Here is an 18,947-nt window from a genome sequence, read left to right on the forward strand (position 1 = left end):
CTTGTAGAATGAGAGGAAGACTTCACAGAAACGTCGAAATATTATTGGAAAGCCACTACCACAAAAATGATATAATGGTAGAAAAAAGCGTATTGAAAGCGGTTAAAAGGAGTTCGTGCCATGAAAAAAAAGCGCTTGATTATTCGAACAGTTATATTGGCAGTTTTGCTGTGCGCGGTTGGATATACCCTTTATGCTCAATTTTTTGCTGATAAACAAAAGGTATCAGTAGGAGATAAGGCACCTGACTTTATATTAAGAGATGTTAATGGAGAAACTCATCAGCTATCAGATTACAAAGGCAAAGGAGTTTTTTTGAATTTTTGGGGAACGTGGTGCAAGCCCTGTAAACAAGAGATGCCGGCGATGGAAAAGCAGTATGCCTCATATAAAAAGCAAGGTGTTGAAATTCTAGCTGTTAACGTTGCGGAAACGAATATAGCAGTAGAGCAGTTTGCTAAACAGTATGGGCTATCTTTTCCAATTTTGATGGATAAAGATTCACAAGTTTTGGGTGCATACGGAATAGATCCTCTGCCGACTACATTTTTAATTGATAAAAACGGAAAGATTGTAGACAGTTTTATTGGGGGATTGGAAGAGTCTAAAATAAAAGAATATATGGAAGAAATTAAACCATAGGGAGTGTTGACAATGAAACACGTAAAATGTGAATGTGGACACGTTAACCCGCATGGTACGATTTTGTGTGAAGCCTGTGGTAAGCCGATTGCAGAAGAAACAACTGATAAATTAGTGGATATGCGTTATGAAGGAAGCGCAAGGCGATCGCAAACGTACAATAAAACAGTTATCGATAAAATATGGAATTTTTTCTCTTCTGTAAAAGTAGGTATTTGGATCATTATTGTAACGCTTGTTGCGTCTGCAGTCGGAACCATTTATCCTCAAGAAGCTTACATACCTCCTAATGTGACAGCAGACGAGTATTACCAAAAGGAATATGGATGGACAGGAGAGCTTTATTATAAGTTAGGTTTTCATCATCTCTACGAATCGTGGTGGTACTTGCTTTTAATTGCTGCTTTAGGAATGTCGTTAGTCATTTGCAGTTTAGATCGAGTAGTGCCTTTGTACCGAGCTCTAAAAAAGCAGAGTGTAACAAAACATCCAAACTTCTTAAAAAGACAGCGTTTATACAGCATTTCATCATCGTGGACCGATCAAGAATATGAACATGTAAAAAGCATGCTTAAAAAAAGAAGATACTCTATTCGTGAAGAAAACGGAAATCTGCTGGCTGAAAAAGGACGCTTCTCAAGATGGGGTCCATACGTTAATCATATCGGTCTCATTATCTTTTTACTAGGTGCTATGCTTAGATTTGTACCAGGTATGTATATAGATGAAGTTCTTTGGATCCGCGAAGGTGAAACAAAAGTTATTCCTGGGACGAACGGAGAGTATTTTTTGAAAAACCATCGTTTTACTGTTGAAATGTATGATAAAGATAGCGAAAACGCTGTGTTTCAAGAAGCAATTGATCGTGCAGGGAATAATAAAGTAGCCAAAAAATATGAAGCGGATGTTAGTCTGTATAAGCGCGAAGGAAAGCTTATACCGGGAGCAGATCCAAAGTTAAAGAAAATAAAAGATTCAGAGATTCGTGTGAATCAGCCGCTTAAGTTTGAAGGATATGCCATGTACCAAGTGGATTTCAAGTTAAATGAATTTAGCTCTATGTCTTTCCATTTAACAGATAAAAATGCAAATAGAAACGTTGGTTCACTTACAGTAGATTTACATAATCCAAAAGAAACATATGATTTAAAAAACGGATATAAAGTCAAGCTCATGAGTTACTTTCCAGACTTTTTCTTTGATGATGAAGGAAATCCAAACACAAAGACCAGAGTGCCTAACAATCCGGCTTTTGTATTTAAAATGATTACGCCTCAGCATAAAAAAGGTGAAGTTGCTTTTGTTGGAATTAGAGAGAACTTGGAGCCGCTAGGAAATAACGATTATAAAATGACCTTTGCTGGTGTGGAAACGAAAAATGTAACGGGATTAACCGTTCGCAGAGACTATACGCTTTGGTTTTTAGGAGTTGGCGGAGCCATCTTTATGATTGGTGTAATTCAAGGGATGTATTGGAATCATCGCCGCATGTGGGTTCAAAAAGTCAATAATGAGATATGGTTGGCCGCACATACAAATAAAAACTGGTATGGGCTTAAAAAAGAACTAAATGGTTTATTAGAATCAACATCTCTTACACAGCTGAAGGACCAAAATGATAAAGAAACAAAATAGGAGGAAAAAGCATGGATTACGCGAGTATAAGTAGTAATTTACTGTATGTGGCGTTTATTGCTTATTTAGTTGCAACCTTTTTTTTCGGAGGAGCTATTCGAGATAAGCGAGCAGCTCAAAAGAAAACAAAGTGGGCAACGTTTGGAATTGCGGTTACCATCATCGGCTTTATTGCACAGATTGGCTACTTCATTACAAGGTGGATTGCATCAGGTCACGCTCCTGTTAGTAATTTATTTGAATTTACGACGTTTTTTGGCATGATGCTTGTTGGCGCATTTATTGTTATTTACTTTATTTATCGTCTTAGCATGCTTGGACTGTTTGCATTGCCGGTGGCTCTTTTGATCATTGCTTATGCAAGCATGTTTCCAACTGAAATTACGCCGCTGATACCGGCTCTCCAAACGAATTGGCTGCATATTCACGTTACAACTGCTGCTACGGGTGAAGCCGTGCTTTCCATTAGCTTTGTTGCAGGATTGATTTATTTAATCAAAACGATTGACCAATCCAAGCGAAATAAAAAAGCATTTTGGCTGGAATTCATCCTGTATACGCTTATTAGTACGCTTGGGTTTGTAGCGGTGACGCTGGCTTTTAATGCGGCTCACTACGAGTCATCATTTAATTGGGTTAATAAAAGTGGAGAACAAGAGCAAGTCGTATATCATATGGTTCCGCTAGTGGGGCCTCATCAAAGTGAGTGGACAGACGGGAACGACATACAGCCGCTTGTTGATATGCCAGCTATTATCAATGCTAAAAAATTAAATACGGTTATTTGGTCGTTAGGCGGTGGCTTTGTATTATATTGGCTGATTCGCCTTATTTTACGGAAGCGAATTGGAGCTGCGCTGCAGCCTCTTGTGAAGCAGGTAAACAGCGACTTGCTTGATGAAGTAAGCTACAGAGCAGTGGCGATTGGATTTCCTATTTTCACACTAGGAGCACTTATTTTCGCTATGATTTGGGCTCAGATGGCCTGGACGCGCTTTTGGGGGTGGGACCCTAAAGAGGTGTGGGCGCTGATCACCTTTTTATTTTACGCCGCTTTTCTTCATCTTCGGCTGTCTAAAGGATGGCACGGTGAAAAATCAGCTTGGCTGGCAGTTGGCGGGTTTGCCATCATTATGTTCAACTTAGTGGCTGTGAACCTAATTATTGCAGGTTTACATTCATATGCGTAACCTTTAAAAATAGAATAGAGGCTGAAACAAAGATATTTTAGTTGAAGGAAGATCCGAACGAATGAGATTCTTGATGGAGAATCTCATTCGTTCGGATTTTTTCATTGGTATGGTGAACGGAGGCTTCATATATGTAGGTGCTTCTAGCTCCTGTATTTTATTTGTTCGTCTTTAGATTGAATGGATTTCGTTGCGTCTCAGCCTCTTTTTGGTAAAAAAAGCTGTTTTTCGTAAAGGTGTTCACGAATTGTCACATTGTTTGGGTATCATAAGTAGAACTCGCCGGTTTTTTTTTGTACACTAAGACTAGGAGGTTGAAAATACATGCAAAACGAACAAAGATTACTGCTAGTAGACGATGAAGATCGCATTAGACGATTGTTAAAAATGTACTTAGAAAAAGAAGGATACATCATTGAAGAAGCAGCCGATGGGCATGAAGCAATCGAAAAAGCGTTACACATAGATTATGATTTGATTGTATTGGATTTAATGATGCCTGGCATAGACGGTATTGAGGTTTGTAAACAAATTCGGGAGAAAAAAGCAACTCCTATTATCATGCTTACAGCTAAAGGGGAAGAAGTAAACAGAGTCCAAGGGTTTGAAGTAGGTACAGATGATTATATCGTTAAGCCGTTTAGCCCAAGAGAAGTGGTTCTTCGCGTAAAAGCACTGCTTCGACGTTCTTCTCAAGCAACGTTTATTCAACCAGAAACGAGCGTGAAAAATCTTATTGTCTTTGATCACTTAACGATTGATAATGATGCACATCGCGTTACAGCAGACGGAAAAGAAGTTAACTTAACTCCAAAAGAATATGAATTATTATGCTACCTTGCAAAAACGCCAGATAAAGTATATGACAGAGAGCAGCTGCTACGTGAAGTATGGCATTATGATTTCTTTGGAGATCTTCGTACGGTAGATACGCACGTCAAGCGTTTGCGTGAAAAGTTAAATCGTGTATCGTCACAAGCGGCGAAAATGATTGTAACCGTTTGGGGAGTAGGGTATAAATTTGAGGTTGAAAATAACTGATGTTTTGGAGAAGTGTAGTTGGTAAACTATGGTTTACTATCCTATTGCTCGTCACGCTTGTTTTATTTATTTTGACCATTTTACTGCTTCAGTTTTTTGAAAATTATCATGTTGTAGATGCAGAAAACCGTTTAACTAAAACGGCTGCTAAAATCTCTACCATTGTGCAGGAAACGGACGATGAAAAACTAGGACTATCGATTGCTCGTGAACTTGCAGACCAAGCAAGTGTAGTTATTGTTCAAGACAAAGATTTTTATTGGCATTCCACACATCCTGATAAAGAAAATAAGAAAGCTATTTCGGCCATTGTTAAACAAAATGATCAGCTAAATCAAGTGGTTGAAAAAGGTAAAGTAATACGGGAAAAAATGTACATGACTACAAAGAAAGATACGAGTGATGAGCCTTTAATGTTTGTTGTCGGTGTACCTTTAATGAAAGATAACAAACCAACAGGCGGCGTTTATTTGTATCAATCTCTTTCTGAAATTGAAGAACCCGCTCAATATACGACTAAGTTCATTTTATTGGCTGCAGGCATTGCTATTATTTTAACTACTATCTTTGCTTTTTTCTTATCCACTCGAATTACAGCGCCTCTTAGAAAAATGAGGCAGGCGGCATTTGAAGTAACAAAAGGCAACTTTGATACAAAAGTACCTATTTTAACTCACGATGAAATTGGAGAGTTAGCGATTGCTTTTAATCAAATGGGCAGGCAGTTAAAGTTTAACCTCAATGCGCTCAATCAGGAAAAAGAGCAGCTTTCAAGTATTTTAAGCAGTATGGCAGATGGTGTTATTACGTTTAGTAGAGACGGATCGATTTTAATTACCAACCCCCCAGCGGAGCATTTTCTTCAGACTTGGTATTACGAACAGGATGTCAACAATCAGCAGGTACCTGAACTTCCAGCAAACGTCGTCCATTTGTTTCAAACGGTAGTAGAGACTGAAACAGAGCGAAGTGCAGAATTGAAAATTCAAGGGAAAACGTGGGTCATTTTAATGTCACCGCTCTATAATCAAACGAAAATCCGCGGTGCTGTAGCTGTACTACGGGATATGTCTGAAGAGCGTAAACTTGATAAATCGAGAAAAGATTTTATTGCAAACGTGTCTCATGAATTACGTACACCTATTTCTATGCTTCAAGGTTATAGTGAAGCTATTATTGACGATATTGCAAGTACGGATGAAGAAAAGAAAGAAATTGCACAGGTGATTTATGATGAATCACTCCGTATGGGCCGGCTTGTAAATGAACTTTTAGATTTGGCGCGAATGGAAGCGGGACATGTGCAGCTTCACTTAGAATCTGTAGCAATGGTTGAATTTACAGAACGTGTTTTGCGTAAGTTTCAAGGGTTAGCTAAAGAAAAACATATTAAACTGTCTCTTAATGGAAAAATAGAAGATGAATTTGAAGCGATGATTGATTCAGACCGTATGGAACAAGTGCTGACAAACTTAATTGATAATGCCATCCGTCATACGGATGACTACGGAGAAGTAAAGCTGCATCTTGATAAAAGTCAATCCGAAATCCATCTTTCTGTTCAAGATACAGGAGCAGGCATTCCGAAAGAAGATCTTCCATTTGTATTTGAACGATTTTATAAAGCGGATAAAGCCAGAACGAGAGGGAAGTCAGGAACTGGTCTTGGGCTTGCAATCGCCAAAAATATCGTGGAGGCACATCAAGGGATCATTGCGGTTGAAAGTGAATTAAATGAAGGAACAACTTTCTTTATCAAACTGCCAAAGTAAACACATGCCAACTAACAGTTTTTCTTCGGCTGAAATAATAAGAATGGCAAAGAGATGTGATTCATTGGAGAATCACATCTCTTTATTTTTTCTATAAACAAGTCTAAAAGAGAAGGAATTGGCATATAGTATGTTTTGTGTGCAATGATCTACATAGGAGGTTCTTTCTTCATGATTGACGTGTTAAGGAGAATATTGGTTGTATTAGTAATGGGATTGTGTATAGGTCTTTTATTTTTTGGCGGGCAAATGGTAAAAGCAGAAGAGAGGCAGTGGGAGTGGCCGGTTCAAGGAGTCTTAACTGATATATTTGGTTCTCGTCACGCCAAACACTTTGGAATTGACATAGCAGCACCTGTAGGTACACAGGTGTATGCTGTTGCAAAAGGAGTGGTGAGCCGCTCTTACTATTCAAATACATACGGACAGGTTGTTTTTATCAAACAAACGAATGGATACGAAACGGTCTATGCTCATCTAGAGGAACGTTTTGTTGCAGAAGGAAATTCTGTAGCCGCAGGTCAAAAAATTGGACGAGTTGGCAATACAGGGCGATCTTCAGGTGCACATTTGCATTTTGAAGTTCATCAAGGAAGTTGGAATCCGGATAAAACCAATGCAGTAAACCCACTTGCCAAATTGGACAAGCAAAAACTATCGGCATACGTAAAAAGCGATTTAGCTGCCACGGTTTTTCAGCAGTTACATCAGACTTCTGATAACTGTATTCTTATCCATCAAGGAGATACATTATCTGAGCTCGCAGTCAAATATGAAGTAGGTATGGATCAGCTAAGAAAGTGGAATCATTTAGAAAATACGATGTTAAATGCAGGACAAATGTTAAAAATAAGTCCATAAAAAAAGAGCCGCTAAGGCTCTTTTTTCAATGTCACAATTCAATACGCTGTATGGTCACAATTTCGCTTGTTTGTTTTAACGAGGAGATGACAGAATCATCTAAAAGCTTATCAAAAGTAAGCATCATAATGGCTTCTCCGCCTTTTTGCTTACGGCCCACTTGCATGGTAGCAATGTTAATACGTAAATCTCCAAGTACTTTCCCCACATTTCCAATAACTCCGGGCTGATCGCTGTGACGGATATAAAGAAGATGTCCTTCCGGATAAAAATCAATATCAAACGAATCAATATTAACAATTCGAGGTCCATAGCCTGCTATATAGGTGCCCGTAATGGCAAATGTACGCTGTTCGCCTGTTACTGTAACGTCAATCATATTGGAATATCCTTGCGTATCTTCCGATGTTTTTTCACCAAATGTAATTCCTCGTTCTTTGGCAATCATAGAAGCATTGACTTCGTTAACAGGTGAGTCGATACGATGAGTTAAAAAGCCTGATAATAAGCTCCGTGTAATATAAGTGGTTTCCAAATCCGTCACTGTACCTCCGTAGGAGATAGAGATATGCTGAACAGGTTCTCGCATGCATTGAGATAAAATAGCTCCCATTTGTTTAGTAAGGCTAGTAAACGGCTGAATTTTTTCAAAAACTTCTTTAGAAAGCGTCGGTAAATTAATGGATGAGCTTACAGGATTACCTTCTAGAAAACGCAAAACGTCATGTGCCACGTCTTCAGCAACGTTAAGCTGAGCTTCTTTTGTAGAAGCTCCTAAATGGGGAGTTGTGATAACTTGATCAAAATGTAACAAAGGGTTATCAATCGGCGGCTCAACTTCAAATACGTCAATAGCTGCACCTTGAACATGGCCAATTTCTAAATAATGAACTAAGGCTTTTTCGTCAATGATCCCGCCGCGTGCGCAGTTTAATAAAAACACGCCCTTCTTTGTTTTGGCTAACGTGTCATGATTAAGCAACCCCTTTGTTTCTTTCGTAAGCGGAGTGTGCACGGTAATAACATCCGCTGCTGCTAGTAATTCATCCAGGGATAATAGTTCTACGCCTAGCTTTTCAGCTCGGGAAGATGTTAAAAAAGGATCGTAAACGTGAACGCTCATATTGAAGGCTTTTGCGCGTTTGGCAAGCTCTGAGCCAATTCGTCCAAATCCGATAATGCCCAGGTGTTTGCGATTAAGCTCTGTTCCAACAAATGCTGAGCGGTTCCATTCGCGCGCTTTAACTGAAGCATTTCCTTGGGGGATATGCCGAAACAAGCTAGCCATCATAGCGAATGTATGTTCGGCTGTTGAAATGGTATTTCCGTTCGGCGCGTTAATAACGACAACCCCTCGTTTGGTTGAGGCTTCAATATCAATATTATCGACACCTACTCCAGCGCGGGCAACAATTTTTAAATTCGGCATTTTTGCCAGCAAATCCTCTGTAACCGTCGTAGCACTCCGTACTAAAAGCGCATCGTACGTATGCAAATCATTCTCAACTTCTTCAACTTTTTTTCGCGTAAGATTCACATGAGGAGCTTCAAGTAGTGGAGCAAGACCTTCATTGCTAATTGAATCAGCTACTAATACATTATACATGACGTGAACATCTCCCTTGGATTTTACTATCATCAAATATTTGATAATTTACCATGTTAAAAAAATTCTGTCAATTACATTTTTTAAACTTTACGATTAGTTATCAAATACACAATTATAAATGTAAAATTGAAACTATAAATATGTCATAATGCTGTTGGTTATGCACTTATTTCCTTATTTTACATATAAAACAGTAATGAAGTTTATAAAATACATCAATTTAATAGGAATTAAAAAACTTCTTTATTTACTTTTAATTCGAGATAACATATAATAAATTCATAATTAAATATTGGTCTATCTTCGGGGCAGGGTGAAATTCCCGACCGGCGGTAAAAAACAAATTGTTTTGAGCCCGCGAGCTTATATGTAATACATACGAGCAGATTTGGTGAAATTCCAAAGCCGACAGTACAGTCTGGATGGGAGAAGGTGGAGGTTCAGCGTTCAAAACCTAATGTGATGAACGTTTATTAAATATGCCTGCCATGTCTCCTCTCAACGAATCATTTGTTGGGAGGTTTTTGCGTGGGGATATAAAGTTGAACCTTTCTTCTTTGAAGAGTGGATCACAAAGAAGGAGAGAGGCAAGATGCAACAAAGTAAGAAAACTCAAAAGCTGGTTGTACTAGGAATGTTAAGTAGTATTGCTTATATTTTAATGATGATTAATTTTCCGATTCCTGGATTACCTCCGTTTTTAACAATTGATTTTAGCGAAATTCCTGCACTCGTAGCAGCACTTGTATTTGGACCGATGGCTGCTGTTATAGTAGAAGGAATAAAGAATTTATTGAATTATTTAATTCAAGGAAGTGCTACAGGGGTTCCAGTTGGTCAAGTGGCGAACTTTGTGGCTGGTTTACTGTTCGTTCTTCCTGTATCATACATGTTCAACCGATTTAAAACAGCTAAAGGCGTAACGATAGGTTTGGTTACGGGTACGGTGGTAATGACGGTACTCATGGCTGTCTTAAATTATTATGTCTTCTTACCAGCGTATACAATCTTCTTACAATCGCCAGAAATGTCTAGTGAACAAGCACGTCAATATATCGTTGCAGGTATTTTGCCGTTTAACTTAATAAAAGGAGCAGCAACAGGAGTTATCTTTGTCTTATTGTTTTCAAAAATGAAGCAATGGATCACGCGTCGCATTGCTGTTTAATTCAATCGCTCTCCCGGGGAGAGCGATTTTTATATATAAAAAAACCTGCAGCATGTACACTACAGGTTTGCTCAATACTTATTCGAATTTATTAGCATCGCCTTCGAATTTTTCATCCGCTACGCGAATTGAATCCGTAGGGCAGCCTTCCATTGCATCCATCATATCATCTTCTAGATCTTCTGGAATTTCTACTACACCTTGGTTATCATCTAATGTTACGAATGCAATACCTTCATCATCATAATCATAAATGTCTGGTGCTGCTGCTCCGCAAGCGCCGCATGCGATGCAAGTATCTTTATCAACAATTGTATATTTTGGCATAACAAGACCTCCTGTAAAGTGTTCGAAAATTTCTCATTATATAATCTCTTCGCGAATCAAGAGTGAAATTTCTCCTTATTCATTGTAAAATGATTTATAAAACTTTTCAATAGAAAAGTCACTGAGAATGCTTATCAAATCAAGGTTTCTTCACTTACCCAAACGTTTTGATACATAAAGTAAAGAGCTAAAAAGCCTTTATCTCACATGCTATTGGTCACTTTTGGTACAATGAATGAGAAAGGAAGTTGACACCTTTGAATTATATTCAAGTTAGCATTTTATTTTGTATAAAACAGTTAAAAGGTGAGCGAACCGCCTATGGTATTTATCATTTATTAACAGGTAAAAAGTCAGCTCAAACGATTCAAGACGGAAAAATTTTCGGAATTTCGTTTCTTTTTCAGTCATTTGTTTACTTAGATAAACGTTCTTTTGAAGCCTGCGTTGCATATTTAAAAGAACAGCAGTATATTGAAGAAACTGAAAATCAAAAGTATGTGATGACAGATAAGGGACAAGCAAGCCTTGAAGATGAACTGACGGCTCGGCCCTTTCATCCAGCTTTAGACGGATGGAAATTCGCAAGCAGTACTCAATTATTTTTAGCAAGAATCACTTTGTTCATTCAGACCTTATCAAACCTACAGTATTTTCAAAAAGGGTTTTTACCCATTTCCAAAAATCCTGAGGTTATTCAATGGGTCAAAACGTATATTATGTCTCAAAAGCAAACGCGTCAAGAGTTAGCCGCCGAGCTATTCAAAGAGCTCCGAACGTGCTTGAAAGATTGTACGGAACGGGACGCGTCTCTTTTTGTTTTGCAACTGACTGGATACCAAAGAGTAGGCTTTACAAAAAATCAGTTAGCATATCAATATGAACTCGATGAGCATTATGTTCATATTCAACTTTTAGGGGTTATTCACCATATCATTGAAAAAGTGAGTAAAAATAATGAAAGCTTTCATGTACTTTCTTCTTTTTTACGTGATCTATATTTAGAATTGCCTTTGACGAGCTCGACGGTAAAAACGTATAGCTGGCTTCAAAAAGGCAAGACGCTTGAAGAGATTGCTTATATAAGGCGTTTAAAAGAAAGTACAATTGAAGATCATATTGCAGAATTAGCTCTGTTTGTTCCATCTTTTTCAATCGATGCATACGTATCGCCTAAGCAGCAGGAAGAAATTATCTCAGCTTTTGAAGGTTTGCGTACAAATAAATTAAAGGTGATAAAAGAAGAAGTAAAAGACGACGTTACCTATTTTCAGATTCGTCTCGTATTAGCAAAACATTTTACCTGATACTAAAAAAAGTGGTGTTTGATGTGAAAATAGAACAACTCCTACAGAAACAATTTGGCTATAGCCAATTTCGCCTAGGACAAAAAGAGATTATTCAAGATATTTTAACAGGTCATAATGTGTTAGCGGTTCTTCCTACAGGAACAGGAAAATCATTGTGTTATCAGCTCCCAGCTTATTTGTTGAACCGACCGGTGCTGATTGTATCTCCTTTAATTTCACTGATGGAAGATCAAGTTCAACAACTAAAGGCAAGTGGAGAAAAACGGGTTATTGCTTTAAACAGTTTCCTACAACAAGAAGAAAAACGACGGGCGCTAAAAGATTTAGCTTTTTATCGTTTTATTTATGCATCTCCTGAAATTTTGCAAAATGCTGTTGTAGTAGAAGCATTAAAGCAGGCAAAGGTAGGCCTTTTCGTTGTGGACGAGGCGCACTGTATTTCTCAGTGGGGACATGATTTTCGTTTGGATTATCTACAGCTAGGGGATATATGGAAGGAACTTGGCAGTCCGATATGTCTGGCACTAACGGGAACTGCGACTAGGGAAGTAGTGGAAGATATTAAGCGCTACTTATCGCTGCCTGCTGTCAACGAGCACATCTATTCCATGAATCGAAGTAATATTGCGATGAAAGTTGATTTTGTTGCAAGTATTGAAGAGAAAAAAGAGAAGTTACTGATGTACGTTAGTGAACTGCAAAGTCCAGGGATTATCTATTGTTCCAGCCGATCTTGGACAGAAGCATTAACACAGCTTCTAAAGGAAAATGGGATACAGCGAGTGCAGTATTACCACGGGGGAATGGAACCGAATGAAAGAATGCTTGTTCAACAGCAATTTTTAGAAAATCAGCTTGATATCATTTGCTGCACGAGTGCATTTGGAATGGGGGTTAACAAATCGAATGTTCGCTTTGTTATTCATTTTCATACACCTACGCAGCTAGAAGCATATGTACAGGAAATTGGAAGAAGTGGACGCGATCAGCGAAACAGTATTGCGATCTTGCTTTATGCTGAAGGAGACGATGATTTTGCTCATTCTTTACTTGAAATTGAGCTTCCTTCTTCAGATATCATCTTATACTGCTTGTCGTATTTACGAAACCATGATCAGGCCATTCCTTTAAAACAAGTAGAGTCTCACTTTCTTTATACAGTGGGTATTCAAGAAACACATTGGCGATTTATTCGTTATTATTTGTACAGAGAAAATGTAGTGAAAAATGAACATGTTGAACCCAGGGGAATTCCTGAATCGCTGCATGAAACGATTGTTGCAGCTGTAAATAAACGTCTTCGAAACAAACATGACAAGTATCGTGCAATGAAGGGGTTTATTGAGACAAAAGAATGCCGTCGTCACGTGCTGCTTGGCTATTTCAATGAGCGGGGAAAATCAGAGCTTGAGAATTGTTGCGATTGCTGCGGCTTGAATTTAGAAAACTATAAAAAAACAAATGGTGAGCAAGAGCAATGGACCTTTCAAGGCTGGGAATTAGAATTAGCCCGTTTGCTTCGTCAAGGAGAGATATAATGGCAAAATCACAGCAAGAGCTTATTTCATCCATGACAGATGCAGAGCTAGTTAAAAATTTATATGTAACACAGCTGCTTATCTGCTTCATTGCTTTAGGCATCGGTTTTTTTACATTCGATTCATGGAATTCCTTTTTGCAGTTTTTTCAGATGGATGGGTCTTCTATTGTATTGTACGGGGGAGGCACAGCTCTCTTGGTAGTAGGAGGAGATATACTTCTAATGAAATGCGTACCTGAGCATTTATACGATGACGGAGGGATTAATGAACGTTTATTTGCTAATCGTTCTGTTCCTCATCTAGCCCTTATTTGCCTAATTGTTGCATGTTCAGAAGAAATATTATTTCGAGGGGTTATACAAGTTCAGTTTGGCCTGTTTTGGGCGAGTATCGTATTTGCACTCGTTCACATTCGATATTTAAAAAAGTGGTTTCTTTTTATTTCGGTTGTGTTTTTAAGCTTTTTAATAGGGTTACTTTTTTGGTGGACTGAAAATTTGTACGTCACGATTTTTACTCATTTTCTCATTGATTTTTTATTAGGTCTGCAGATAAGAAAATCAAAAGGGAAATCTGCACAGCGAGAAGAACTAATGCAGTAAAGGTTAAGGAGACAGCCATTATTTTCAGTGCTACCCACATAATCTTTTATATTCCCTCATATGTTGTACTAGCATACGAGGGGGTGGAATGATGGAAAACAAGGTGACAGACTTTGAAAGCGATGAAACACTTCAATATATATTAGCGAGCGTTATTAAAAGAAAAGAGACAGTTAATAAGCTGAAAGCTAAAGAGAAAAAATGGAAGCTTTTGTTTTTAGCCAGTGTAACGGCTGTTATTAGCTACTTTTTTTTCATATTTCAAAGCGGTTTTTTTACGACGTTTAGCGAATTTTTTTCATTTTTGTTAGGCAACATGGGGCATTTGATGTTTCTATTGCTTACCGTCTCGCTTTATTTTTATACTGTACAGCTGCAGAAAAAAAGTGAGAAAGCAGAAAAGACTTTTCAAGATTTGCGCTGTGAGATTATTAAAAGAAGCAAAGAGCTATGGGCGACGCCTGAAACATGGGAGCACCGAAAAGAAACGTTCCGTTGGATGCAGTCAACCTATGGAATTAATTTATATCATGAAAACAAATAGAATCGCATGAAAAAGCCTCTTTTTACATAGAAGTTTAGTGAAGGGGGTTTTTTTGTGAGGGATTGGTTTAACTTGCTCACTGCGTGGTTGTGCAGTTATTATATCAGCAGTTTAACGGCTGTAGGTTCAAAAGCTTCGTTAACATATTTACTTATTCAAATGATTTTACATCCGTTAGATGTGTTTAGTGTTATAATCTTATTTTTCACCGCTCTTTTTTGTCTGTCGGCAGCAGTTCGTAAAGTGTTTCTGCAAAGTCGGTTGTTTCTAAAAGGCTATAAGGTAAAATGGCATGAATACCTTGTTTCATGTCTATGTGTGATAGGAATTTTATCGTTAAGTGCAGTTGCGCTTTATCAAGTAGTAGGTTTGTTAACAATTGCGATAATTTATGCCCTTTCTTCTTTAACGGAAACACATCGGGTATAAAATGAAAAGAAGGAGAATATATGATTATTCTTTTAATGATTTTAGCGTTAGGCATAGGCTTGCTGATTTTTATGTTTTCAGAAGCCCATCGTACATATGTCGAAGAAAGAACGATTCATTTATCAGCATTTCCTGAAAATCAGCAGCCTTTGCGCCTGTTTTTTATATCGGATATACATAAGCGAACAGTTTCGTCGAAGCTGTTGGAAAAAATACCGGGCGAAGTAGATTTTGTGATCATAGGCGGTGATTTACTAGAAGGAGGAGTCCCTTTATTGCGGGCTCGTCAAAATATTCAAAAACTTAAAACGCTAGGACCTGTCTATTTTGTGTGGGGAAATAATGATTACGAAATAAGTCAAATGCAATTGAAGCAGATGCTTAAAGATGAAGGAGTTATTGCCCTTAAAAACGAGCATGTCTTTGCCGTTTCTAAAGATGGTACTACATGCCATTTTGCGGGGGTAGATGATTTATCAGAAGGTCAGATGAATCTAAAGAGAGCTGTTTCTTCCATTGAACCTGAACAGCTTACTATTCTTCTAAGCCACAATCCTGATGTTATCTATTATGTAGATGAAGAATCAAAAGTAGATTTAATTTTGAGTGGACATACACACGGAGGACAGATACGCTTATTTAATTTTGGTATGTATGAATTAGGAGGGCTGAAAGAAAAAAGAAAAATTCCTCTTTTTGTCAGTAACGGATATGGTACAACCTCTTTGCCTCTCCGTTTACAAGCTAGAGCTCAAACGCATTATATCACTTTAAAAAGGAAAGAATAGCCTTGAACAAACTCTTTACATAGCATATACAAATTTTACACACAGGATAACTTATCCTATAATTCAATTAATAGATACAGTTCACGAAGAGTAGTTGGAGGTTACGTATGGCTCACGAAGGGAAGTATAATATTAAAGCCATCTCAAATATGGTCGGAATCCAGCCGGGAACTTTGCGTGCATGGGAACGACGCTATCAAATTTTAAATCCTGTCCGTAATGAATCCGGGCATCGGTTATATACAGAGGAAGACTTGCGGAAATTAAAATGGCTCACGGAAAAAGTGAGCGGAGGTTTTACTATAAGTCAAGCGGTTTCATTATTAGAAACGGAAAGCAGTACAGTAGGAACGTTTGAAGAAGAAGGAGAAGTAGATTCCCCTCAAAAAATTAGGGATGAGCTGTTAACGATGCTTTTATCTTTTGAAGAAGGAAAAGCACAGGATTTAATTAATCATGCTTTTAGCCTGTATTCGGTAGAAAAAGTGGTTATTGATATTTTGGGTTCTCTACTCGTGACGGTTGGAGATATGTGGGAAAAAGGGCAAATTACAAGTGCTCATGAGCATTATACGACTCAAGTATTAAAAACGCGTATCAGCATGATTTTTTATTCGCTGCCTTCAAATGGCTTATTGCCTAAAGCGATTGCTGTGTGCGGGCCTAATGAGACACATGAAGTGGGACTCCTAGTCTTTACGCTATTTTTACGCCGTAAAGGGTTTGAGGTTATTTATTTAGGAAGCAGCATTGAAGATAAAGATGTTGAGTTAATTATTAAAGAAGTAGACCCAACGTTTTTATTTATGTCATGCACAATGATGGAAAATGCCGAGAAAACACTAAATTTGACGAACCAAATGATAAAGAAGTTCCCGCATCTCAAAGTAGGATTAGGCGGTTATGTGTTTGATGGTTTAGATAGCAAAAGAAAAGGCGAGGCTCAGCCGTTTATTTTAGGAAATACAAAAGAAGAGTGGAACAGCTGGCTAACAAAAAAATTAGCAGAAATTGATTGAGAATAGCTTGTCTTTCCTATCATAAACCTGTAAACTCGTAAGTAAACATCACGAACCGTTTTCCAAAAAATACATATACTGCATTATCGAACCATGTGGTTATGAGTGCAAGCGGGGAGGGACGCTAATGAGGCTTGAACGATTAAACTATAATAAGCTAAAAGTTTTTTTGACCTACGATGATTTAAAAGAAAGAGGGTTAACAAAAGACGATCTATGGACAGATACATTCAAAGTAAAACAGCTTTTTCGTGAGATGATAGAGCAAGCTTCTCAAGAACTGAACTTTGAACCTACAAATTCTCTTTCGGTAGAAGTTTTTTCACTTCAAGCACAGGGAATGGTTGTATTTGTGACGAAGCAGTATGAAGAAGAAACCAGCTACGGTGAGTTCGATGAAGACGAGTTCGAGGACTTCATTGAAATGCAGGTCATGCTAGATGAAAGCGAAGACATGTTTTTTGAGTTTGATTCATTTGAAGATGTCATTCAGCTGACCAAACGCATGTCAAACTTTTACGATACGGATAGCGTGCTCTTTTCATTTGAAAAACGTTTTTACGTGCTGTTGGATTATCACATGCTGTCACCGGCTGAAGTTGGGAATATGATTGCGGTTTTGGCGGAGTATGGAAATCCCTCTACAATTACAAAGCACCGCGTAAATGAATATGGAAAAATGTTAGTAGAAAAGAGAGCTTTGGAGTATATCAACTCTGTCTTTTCTTAACTGTTTAATTGAAATAATTACACCCGTGAAGGATAAAGCACTTTTATTAAAATAAGAGTGGCTGCACTTTCAGCTTGTACAAAGTTGTTGAAAGTGCTCTTTATCACCGGGTGTTTTTTATTTTTTTTAGACGATTAAAGCATACTAGAAAAGAGGCAGACTTAAAACATTGTAGCATACCTTGTAAAGTTATTGGAAGCGTTTTCTTAGAAGAACACAAAAAATACTAAAAGTTCGATATTTTCCTTTGCAATGTAAAACTAAGGGTGTATACTATGTCATGAAAGAAGCACCATTCAATTAAAAACGAATAATTTTCGATACATTTTAGGAGGTTTACAGATGGTAGCCGACAAGATGCAAGACAGTAAAAATAGTCAAGAAGAGAAGCATGATGTTTTAAAATCTACACAAACAGTGATACATAAAGCGTTAGAAAAACTAGGCTATCCTGATGAAGTGTATGAACTATTAAAAGAGCCATTACGAATGATGACAGTAAAAATTCCTGTTCGTATGGATGACGGATCAGTTAAGATTTTTACAGGTCACCGAGCGCAGCATAACGATGCAGTTGGTCCTACGAAAGGCGGAATTCGTTTTCACCCAAACGTAACTGAAAAAGAAGTAAAAGCTCTATCTATATGGATGAGTTTAAAATGTGGAATCGTTGACCTTCCTTACGGTGGAGGAAAAGGTGGAATTGTTTGTGATCCTCGAAATATGTCTTTTGGAGAATTAGAGCGTTTAAGCCGCGGATATGTTCGTGCGATTAGCCAAATTGTTGGACCAACAAAGGATATTCCAGCGCCGGATGTGTTTACAAATTCACAAATTATGGCTTGGATGATGGATGAATACAGCCGGATTGATGAATTTAACTCACCGGGCTTTATTACTGGAAAGCCCCTTGTCTTAGGTGGTTCACACGGCCGTGAAACAGCGACTGCAAAAGGAGTAACTATTTGTATTCGTGAAGCAGCGAAAAAACGAGGCATTGAATTACAAGGTGCACGGGTAGTAGTACAAGGGTTTGGAAATGCAGGAAGCTTTTTAGCTAAGTTCATGCACGACGCTGGCGCTAAAATTGTAGGGATATCCGATGCGTACGGAGCGCTGCATGATCCTAACGGTTTAGACATTGATTATTTATTAGATCGACGCGATAGCTTTGGTACAGTAACGAAATTATTCAATAATACAATCAGCAATAAAGAGCTGCTTGAACTTGACTGCGACATCCTAGTTCCAGCTGCGATTGAAAATCAAATTACAGAAGAAAATGCCCATAACATTCAAGCGAGTATTGTAGTAGAAGCAGCAAATGGACCAACAACTCTTGAAGCAACGCGCATCTTGTCAGAGAGAGGAATTTTATTAGTTCCAGACGTTTTGGCAAGTGCCGGCGGTGTAACAGTCTCTTATTTTGAATGGGTGCAAAATAACCAAGGTTATTATTGGACGGAAGAAGAAGTAGAAGAAAAGCTTGAAAAAGTAATGGTTAAATCATTTAATAACATCTACGAAACCTCTACAACTCGAAAAGTCGACATGCGTCTAGCTGCTTATATGATAGGCGTAAGAAAAATGGCGGAAGGCTCTCGTTTCAGAGGCTGGATTTAAAAACAGAACAGCAGAACAATTGCGTAAATAGAAAAAATCTCCTATCATTAATGAGGAGATTTTTTTGTTTTACACTGCGTTAAAATAAAAAAAAGGTGCGTTTACAACTGAAGGAG

18 protein-coding genes and 1 riboswitch are annotated in these 18,947 nt (G+C 38.0%); of the genes, 16 read left to right on the plus strand and 2 right to left on the minus strand.

Features of this window, described 5'->3' with window-relative positions; genetic code table 11:
* The first annotated feature begins 120 nt into the window (after nt 1-120).
* From resA to MMB69_RS02695, 6 genes are all read left to right on the plus strand, one after another.
* The gene (gene resA, locus MMB69_RS02670; RefSeq protein WP_014458314.1) at nt 121-642 is read left to right on the plus strand and encodes a thiol-disulfide oxidoreductase ResA; all 522 of its coding nucleotides are present in this window, start codon (nt 121-123) and stop codon (nt 640-642) included.
* A 12-nt stretch (nt 643-654) separates the two neighbouring features.
* Complete coding sequence (resB, locus tag MMB69_RS02675) at nt 655-2,277, plus strand: cytochrome c biogenesis protein ResB (RefSeq protein ID WP_277447107.1); 1,623 nt, start codon at nt 655-657, stop codon at nt 2,275-2,277.
* Between the two features lie 11 nt (nt 2,278-2,288).
* Nucleotides 2,289-3,467, plus strand: coding sequence for a c-type cytochrome biogenesis protein CcsB (ccsB, locus tag MMB69_RS02680; RefSeq protein ID WP_269870392.1), 1,179 nt, complete (start codon nt 2,289-2,291; stop codon nt 3,465-3,467).
* 324 nt (nt 3,468-3,791) lie between these two features.
* Nucleotides 3,792-4,508, plus strand: coding sequence for a response regulator transcription factor (locus MMB69_RS02685; protein ID WP_013059051.1), 717 nt, complete (start codon nt 3,792-3,794; stop codon nt 4,506-4,508).
* Complete coding sequence (locus tag MMB69_RS02690; protein ID WP_028410715.1) at nt 4,508-6,280, plus strand: ATP-binding protein; 1,773 nt, start codon at nt 4,508-4,510, stop codon at nt 6,278-6,280. Before MMB69_RS02685 ends, MMB69_RS02690 begins: the two co-directional genes overlap by 1 nt.
* A gap of 171 nt (nt 6,281-6,451) precedes the next feature.
* Nucleotides 6,452-7,141: a peptidoglycan DD-metalloendopeptidase family protein gene (locus MMB69_RS02695; protein WP_269870391.1), complete on the plus strand. Its 690-nt coding sequence runs from the start codon at nt 6,452-6,454 to the stop codon at nt 7,139-7,141.
* A 31-nt stretch (nt 7,142-7,172) separates the two neighbouring features.
* On the opposite strand, the gene serA is transcribed toward MMB69_RS02695, so the two are convergent.
* The gene (gene serA, locus MMB69_RS02700; protein ID WP_277447109.1) at nt 7,173-8,747 is read right to left on the minus strand and encodes a phosphoglycerate dehydrogenase; all 1,575 of its coding nucleotides are present in this window, start codon (nt 8,745-8,747) and stop codon (nt 7,173-7,175) included.
* A gap of 298 nt (nt 8,748-9,045) precedes the next feature.
* Nucleotides 9,046-9,188: riboswitch (FMN riboswitch) on the plus strand.
* Nucleotides 9,189-9,342: 154 nt separating this feature from the next.
* Between serA and MMB69_RS02705 the strand changes: the two genes are divergently transcribed.
* Nucleotides 9,343-9,918 carry an ECF transporter S component gene (locus MMB69_RS02705; RefSeq protein WP_013059047.1) on the plus strand — a complete coding sequence of 192 codons (576 nt, stop codon included), beginning with the start codon at nt 9,343-9,345 and terminating at the stop codon, nt 9,916-9,918.
* Nucleotides 9,919-9,996: 78 nt separating this feature from the next.
* On the opposite strand, the gene MMB69_RS02710 is transcribed toward MMB69_RS02705, so the two are convergent.
* Nucleotides 9,997-10,245, minus strand: coding sequence for a ferredoxin (locus tag MMB69_RS02710; RefSeq protein WP_013059046.1), 249 nt, complete (start codon nt 10,243-10,245; stop codon nt 9,997-9,999).
* A 257-nt stretch (nt 10,246-10,502) separates the two neighbouring features.
* Here MMB69_RS02710 and MMB69_RS02715 point away from each other — a divergent pair, with 257 nt between their 5' ends.
* From MMB69_RS02715 to MMB69_RS02755, 9 genes are all read left to right on the plus strand, one after another.
* On the plus strand, nt 10,503-11,552 hold the full coding sequence (locus MMB69_RS02715) for a YpbB family protein (RefSeq protein ID WP_277447110.1): 1,050 nt from the start codon (nt 10,503-10,505) through the stop codon (nt 11,550-11,552).
* A gap of 23 nt (nt 11,553-11,575) precedes the next feature.
* Entirely contained in the window at nt 11,576-13,093 is a 1,518-nt protein-coding gene (locus tag MMB69_RS02720; protein ID WP_277447111.1) for a RecQ family ATP-dependent DNA helicase, read from the plus strand.
* Nucleotides 13,093-13,698 carry a CPBP family intramembrane glutamic endopeptidase gene (locus tag MMB69_RS02725; RefSeq protein ID WP_277447112.1) on the plus strand — a complete coding sequence of 202 codons (606 nt, stop codon included), beginning with the start codon at nt 13,093-13,095 and terminating at the stop codon, nt 13,696-13,698. Before MMB69_RS02720 ends, MMB69_RS02725 begins: the two co-directional genes overlap by 1 nt.
* Nucleotides 13,699-13,789: 91 nt before the next feature.
* Entirely contained in the window at nt 13,790-14,242 is a 453-nt protein-coding gene (locus tag MMB69_RS02730) for a DUF2663 family protein (protein WP_277447113.1), read from the plus strand.
* Nucleotides 14,243-14,296: 54 nt separating this feature from the next.
* Nucleotides 14,297-14,671, plus strand: a complete 375-nt coding sequence (locus MMB69_RS02735; RefSeq protein WP_277447114.1) for a hypothetical protein — start codon at nt 14,297-14,299, stop codon at nt 14,669-14,671.
* Between the two features lie 20 nt (nt 14,672-14,691).
* Nucleotides 14,692-15,459 (plus strand): metallophosphoesterase, encoded by a 768-nt coding sequence (locus tag MMB69_RS02740; protein WP_277447115.1) that lies wholly within the window; start codon nt 14,692-14,694, stop codon nt 15,457-15,459.
* Nucleotides 15,460-15,566: 107 nt separating this feature from the next.
* On the plus strand, nt 15,567-16,478 hold the full coding sequence (locus MMB69_RS02745) for a MerR family transcriptional regulator (RefSeq protein ID WP_277447116.1): 912 nt from the start codon (nt 15,567-15,569) through the stop codon (nt 16,476-16,478).
* A gap of 127 nt (nt 16,479-16,605) precedes the next feature.
* Nucleotides 16,606-17,208 carry a genetic competence negative regulator gene (locus MMB69_RS02750; RefSeq protein ID WP_221784517.1) on the plus strand — a complete coding sequence of 201 codons (603 nt, stop codon included), beginning with the start codon at nt 16,606-16,608 and terminating at the stop codon, nt 17,206-17,208.
* 357 nt (nt 17,209-17,565) lie between these two features.
* Complete coding sequence (locus tag MMB69_RS02755; protein ID WP_370506064.1) at nt 17,566-18,831, plus strand: Glu/Leu/Phe/Val family dehydrogenase; 1,266 nt, start codon at nt 17,566-17,568, stop codon at nt 18,829-18,831.
* The last annotated feature ends 116 nt before the right edge of the window (nt 18,832-18,947 follow it).

This window comes from Priestia sp. P5, assembly GCF_029522155.1.
Lineage (GTDB): Bacteria > Bacillota > Bacilli > Bacillales > Bacillaceae_H > Priestia > Priestia megaterium_E.

Excerpts from the sequence above, each read along its gene's own strand:
- MMB69_RS02745 (WP_277447116.1), top strand. The coding sequence starts at position 15,567 with ATGGCTCACGAAGGGAAGTATAATATTAAAGCCATCTCAAATATGGTC.
- resA (WP_014458314.1), top strand. The coding sequence starts at position 121 with ATGAAAAAAAAGCGCTTGATTATTCGAACAGTTATATTGGCAGTTTTG.
- MMB69_RS02730 (WP_277447113.1), top strand. The coding sequence starts at position 13,790 with ATGGAAAACAAGGTGACAGACTTTGAAAGCGATGAAACACTTCAATAT.
- MMB69_RS02740 (WP_277447115.1), top strand. The coding sequence starts at position 14,692 with ATGATTATTCTTTTAATGATTTTAGCGTTAGGCATAGGCTTGCTGATT.
- ccsB (WP_269870392.1), top strand. The coding sequence starts at position 2,289 with ATGGATTACGCGAGTATAAGTAGTAATTTACTGTATGTGGCGTTTATT.
- resB (WP_277447107.1), top strand. The coding sequence starts at position 655 with ATGAAACACGTAAAATGTGAATGTGGACACGTTAACCCGCATGGTACG.
- MMB69_RS02695 (WP_269870391.1), top strand. The coding sequence starts at position 6,452 with ATGATTGACGTGTTAAGGAGAATATTGGTTGTATTAGTAATGGGATTG.
- MMB69_RS02755 (WP_370506064.1), top strand. The coding sequence starts at position 17,566 with ATGCAAGACAGTAAAAATAGTCAAGAAGAGAAGCATGATGTTTTAAAA.
- MMB69_RS02685 (WP_013059051.1), top strand. The coding sequence starts at position 3,792 with ATGCAAAACGAACAAAGATTACTGCTAGTAGACGATGAAGATCGCATT.
- MMB69_RS02705 (WP_013059047.1), top strand. The coding sequence starts at position 9,343 with ATGCAACAAAGTAAGAAAACTCAAAAGCTGGTTGTACTAGGAATGTTA.
- serA (WP_277447109.1), bottom strand. The coding sequence starts at position 8,747 with ATGTATAATGTATTAGTAGCTGATTCAATTAGCAATGAAGGTCTTGCT.
- MMB69_RS02690 (WP_028410715.1), top strand. The coding sequence starts at position 4,508 with ATGTTTTGGAGAAGTGTAGTTGGTAAACTATGGTTTACTATCCTATTG.
- MMB69_RS02710 (WP_013059046.1), bottom strand. The coding sequence starts at position 10,245 with ATGCCAAAATATACAATTGTTGATAAAGATACTTGCATCGCATGCGGC.
- MMB69_RS02725 (WP_277447112.1), top strand. The coding sequence starts at position 13,093 with ATGGCAAAATCACAGCAAGAGCTTATTTCATCCATGACAGATGCAGAG.
- MMB69_RS02750 (WP_221784517.1), top strand. The coding sequence starts at position 16,606 with ATGAGGCTTGAACGATTAAACTATAATAAGCTAAAAGTTTTTTTGACC.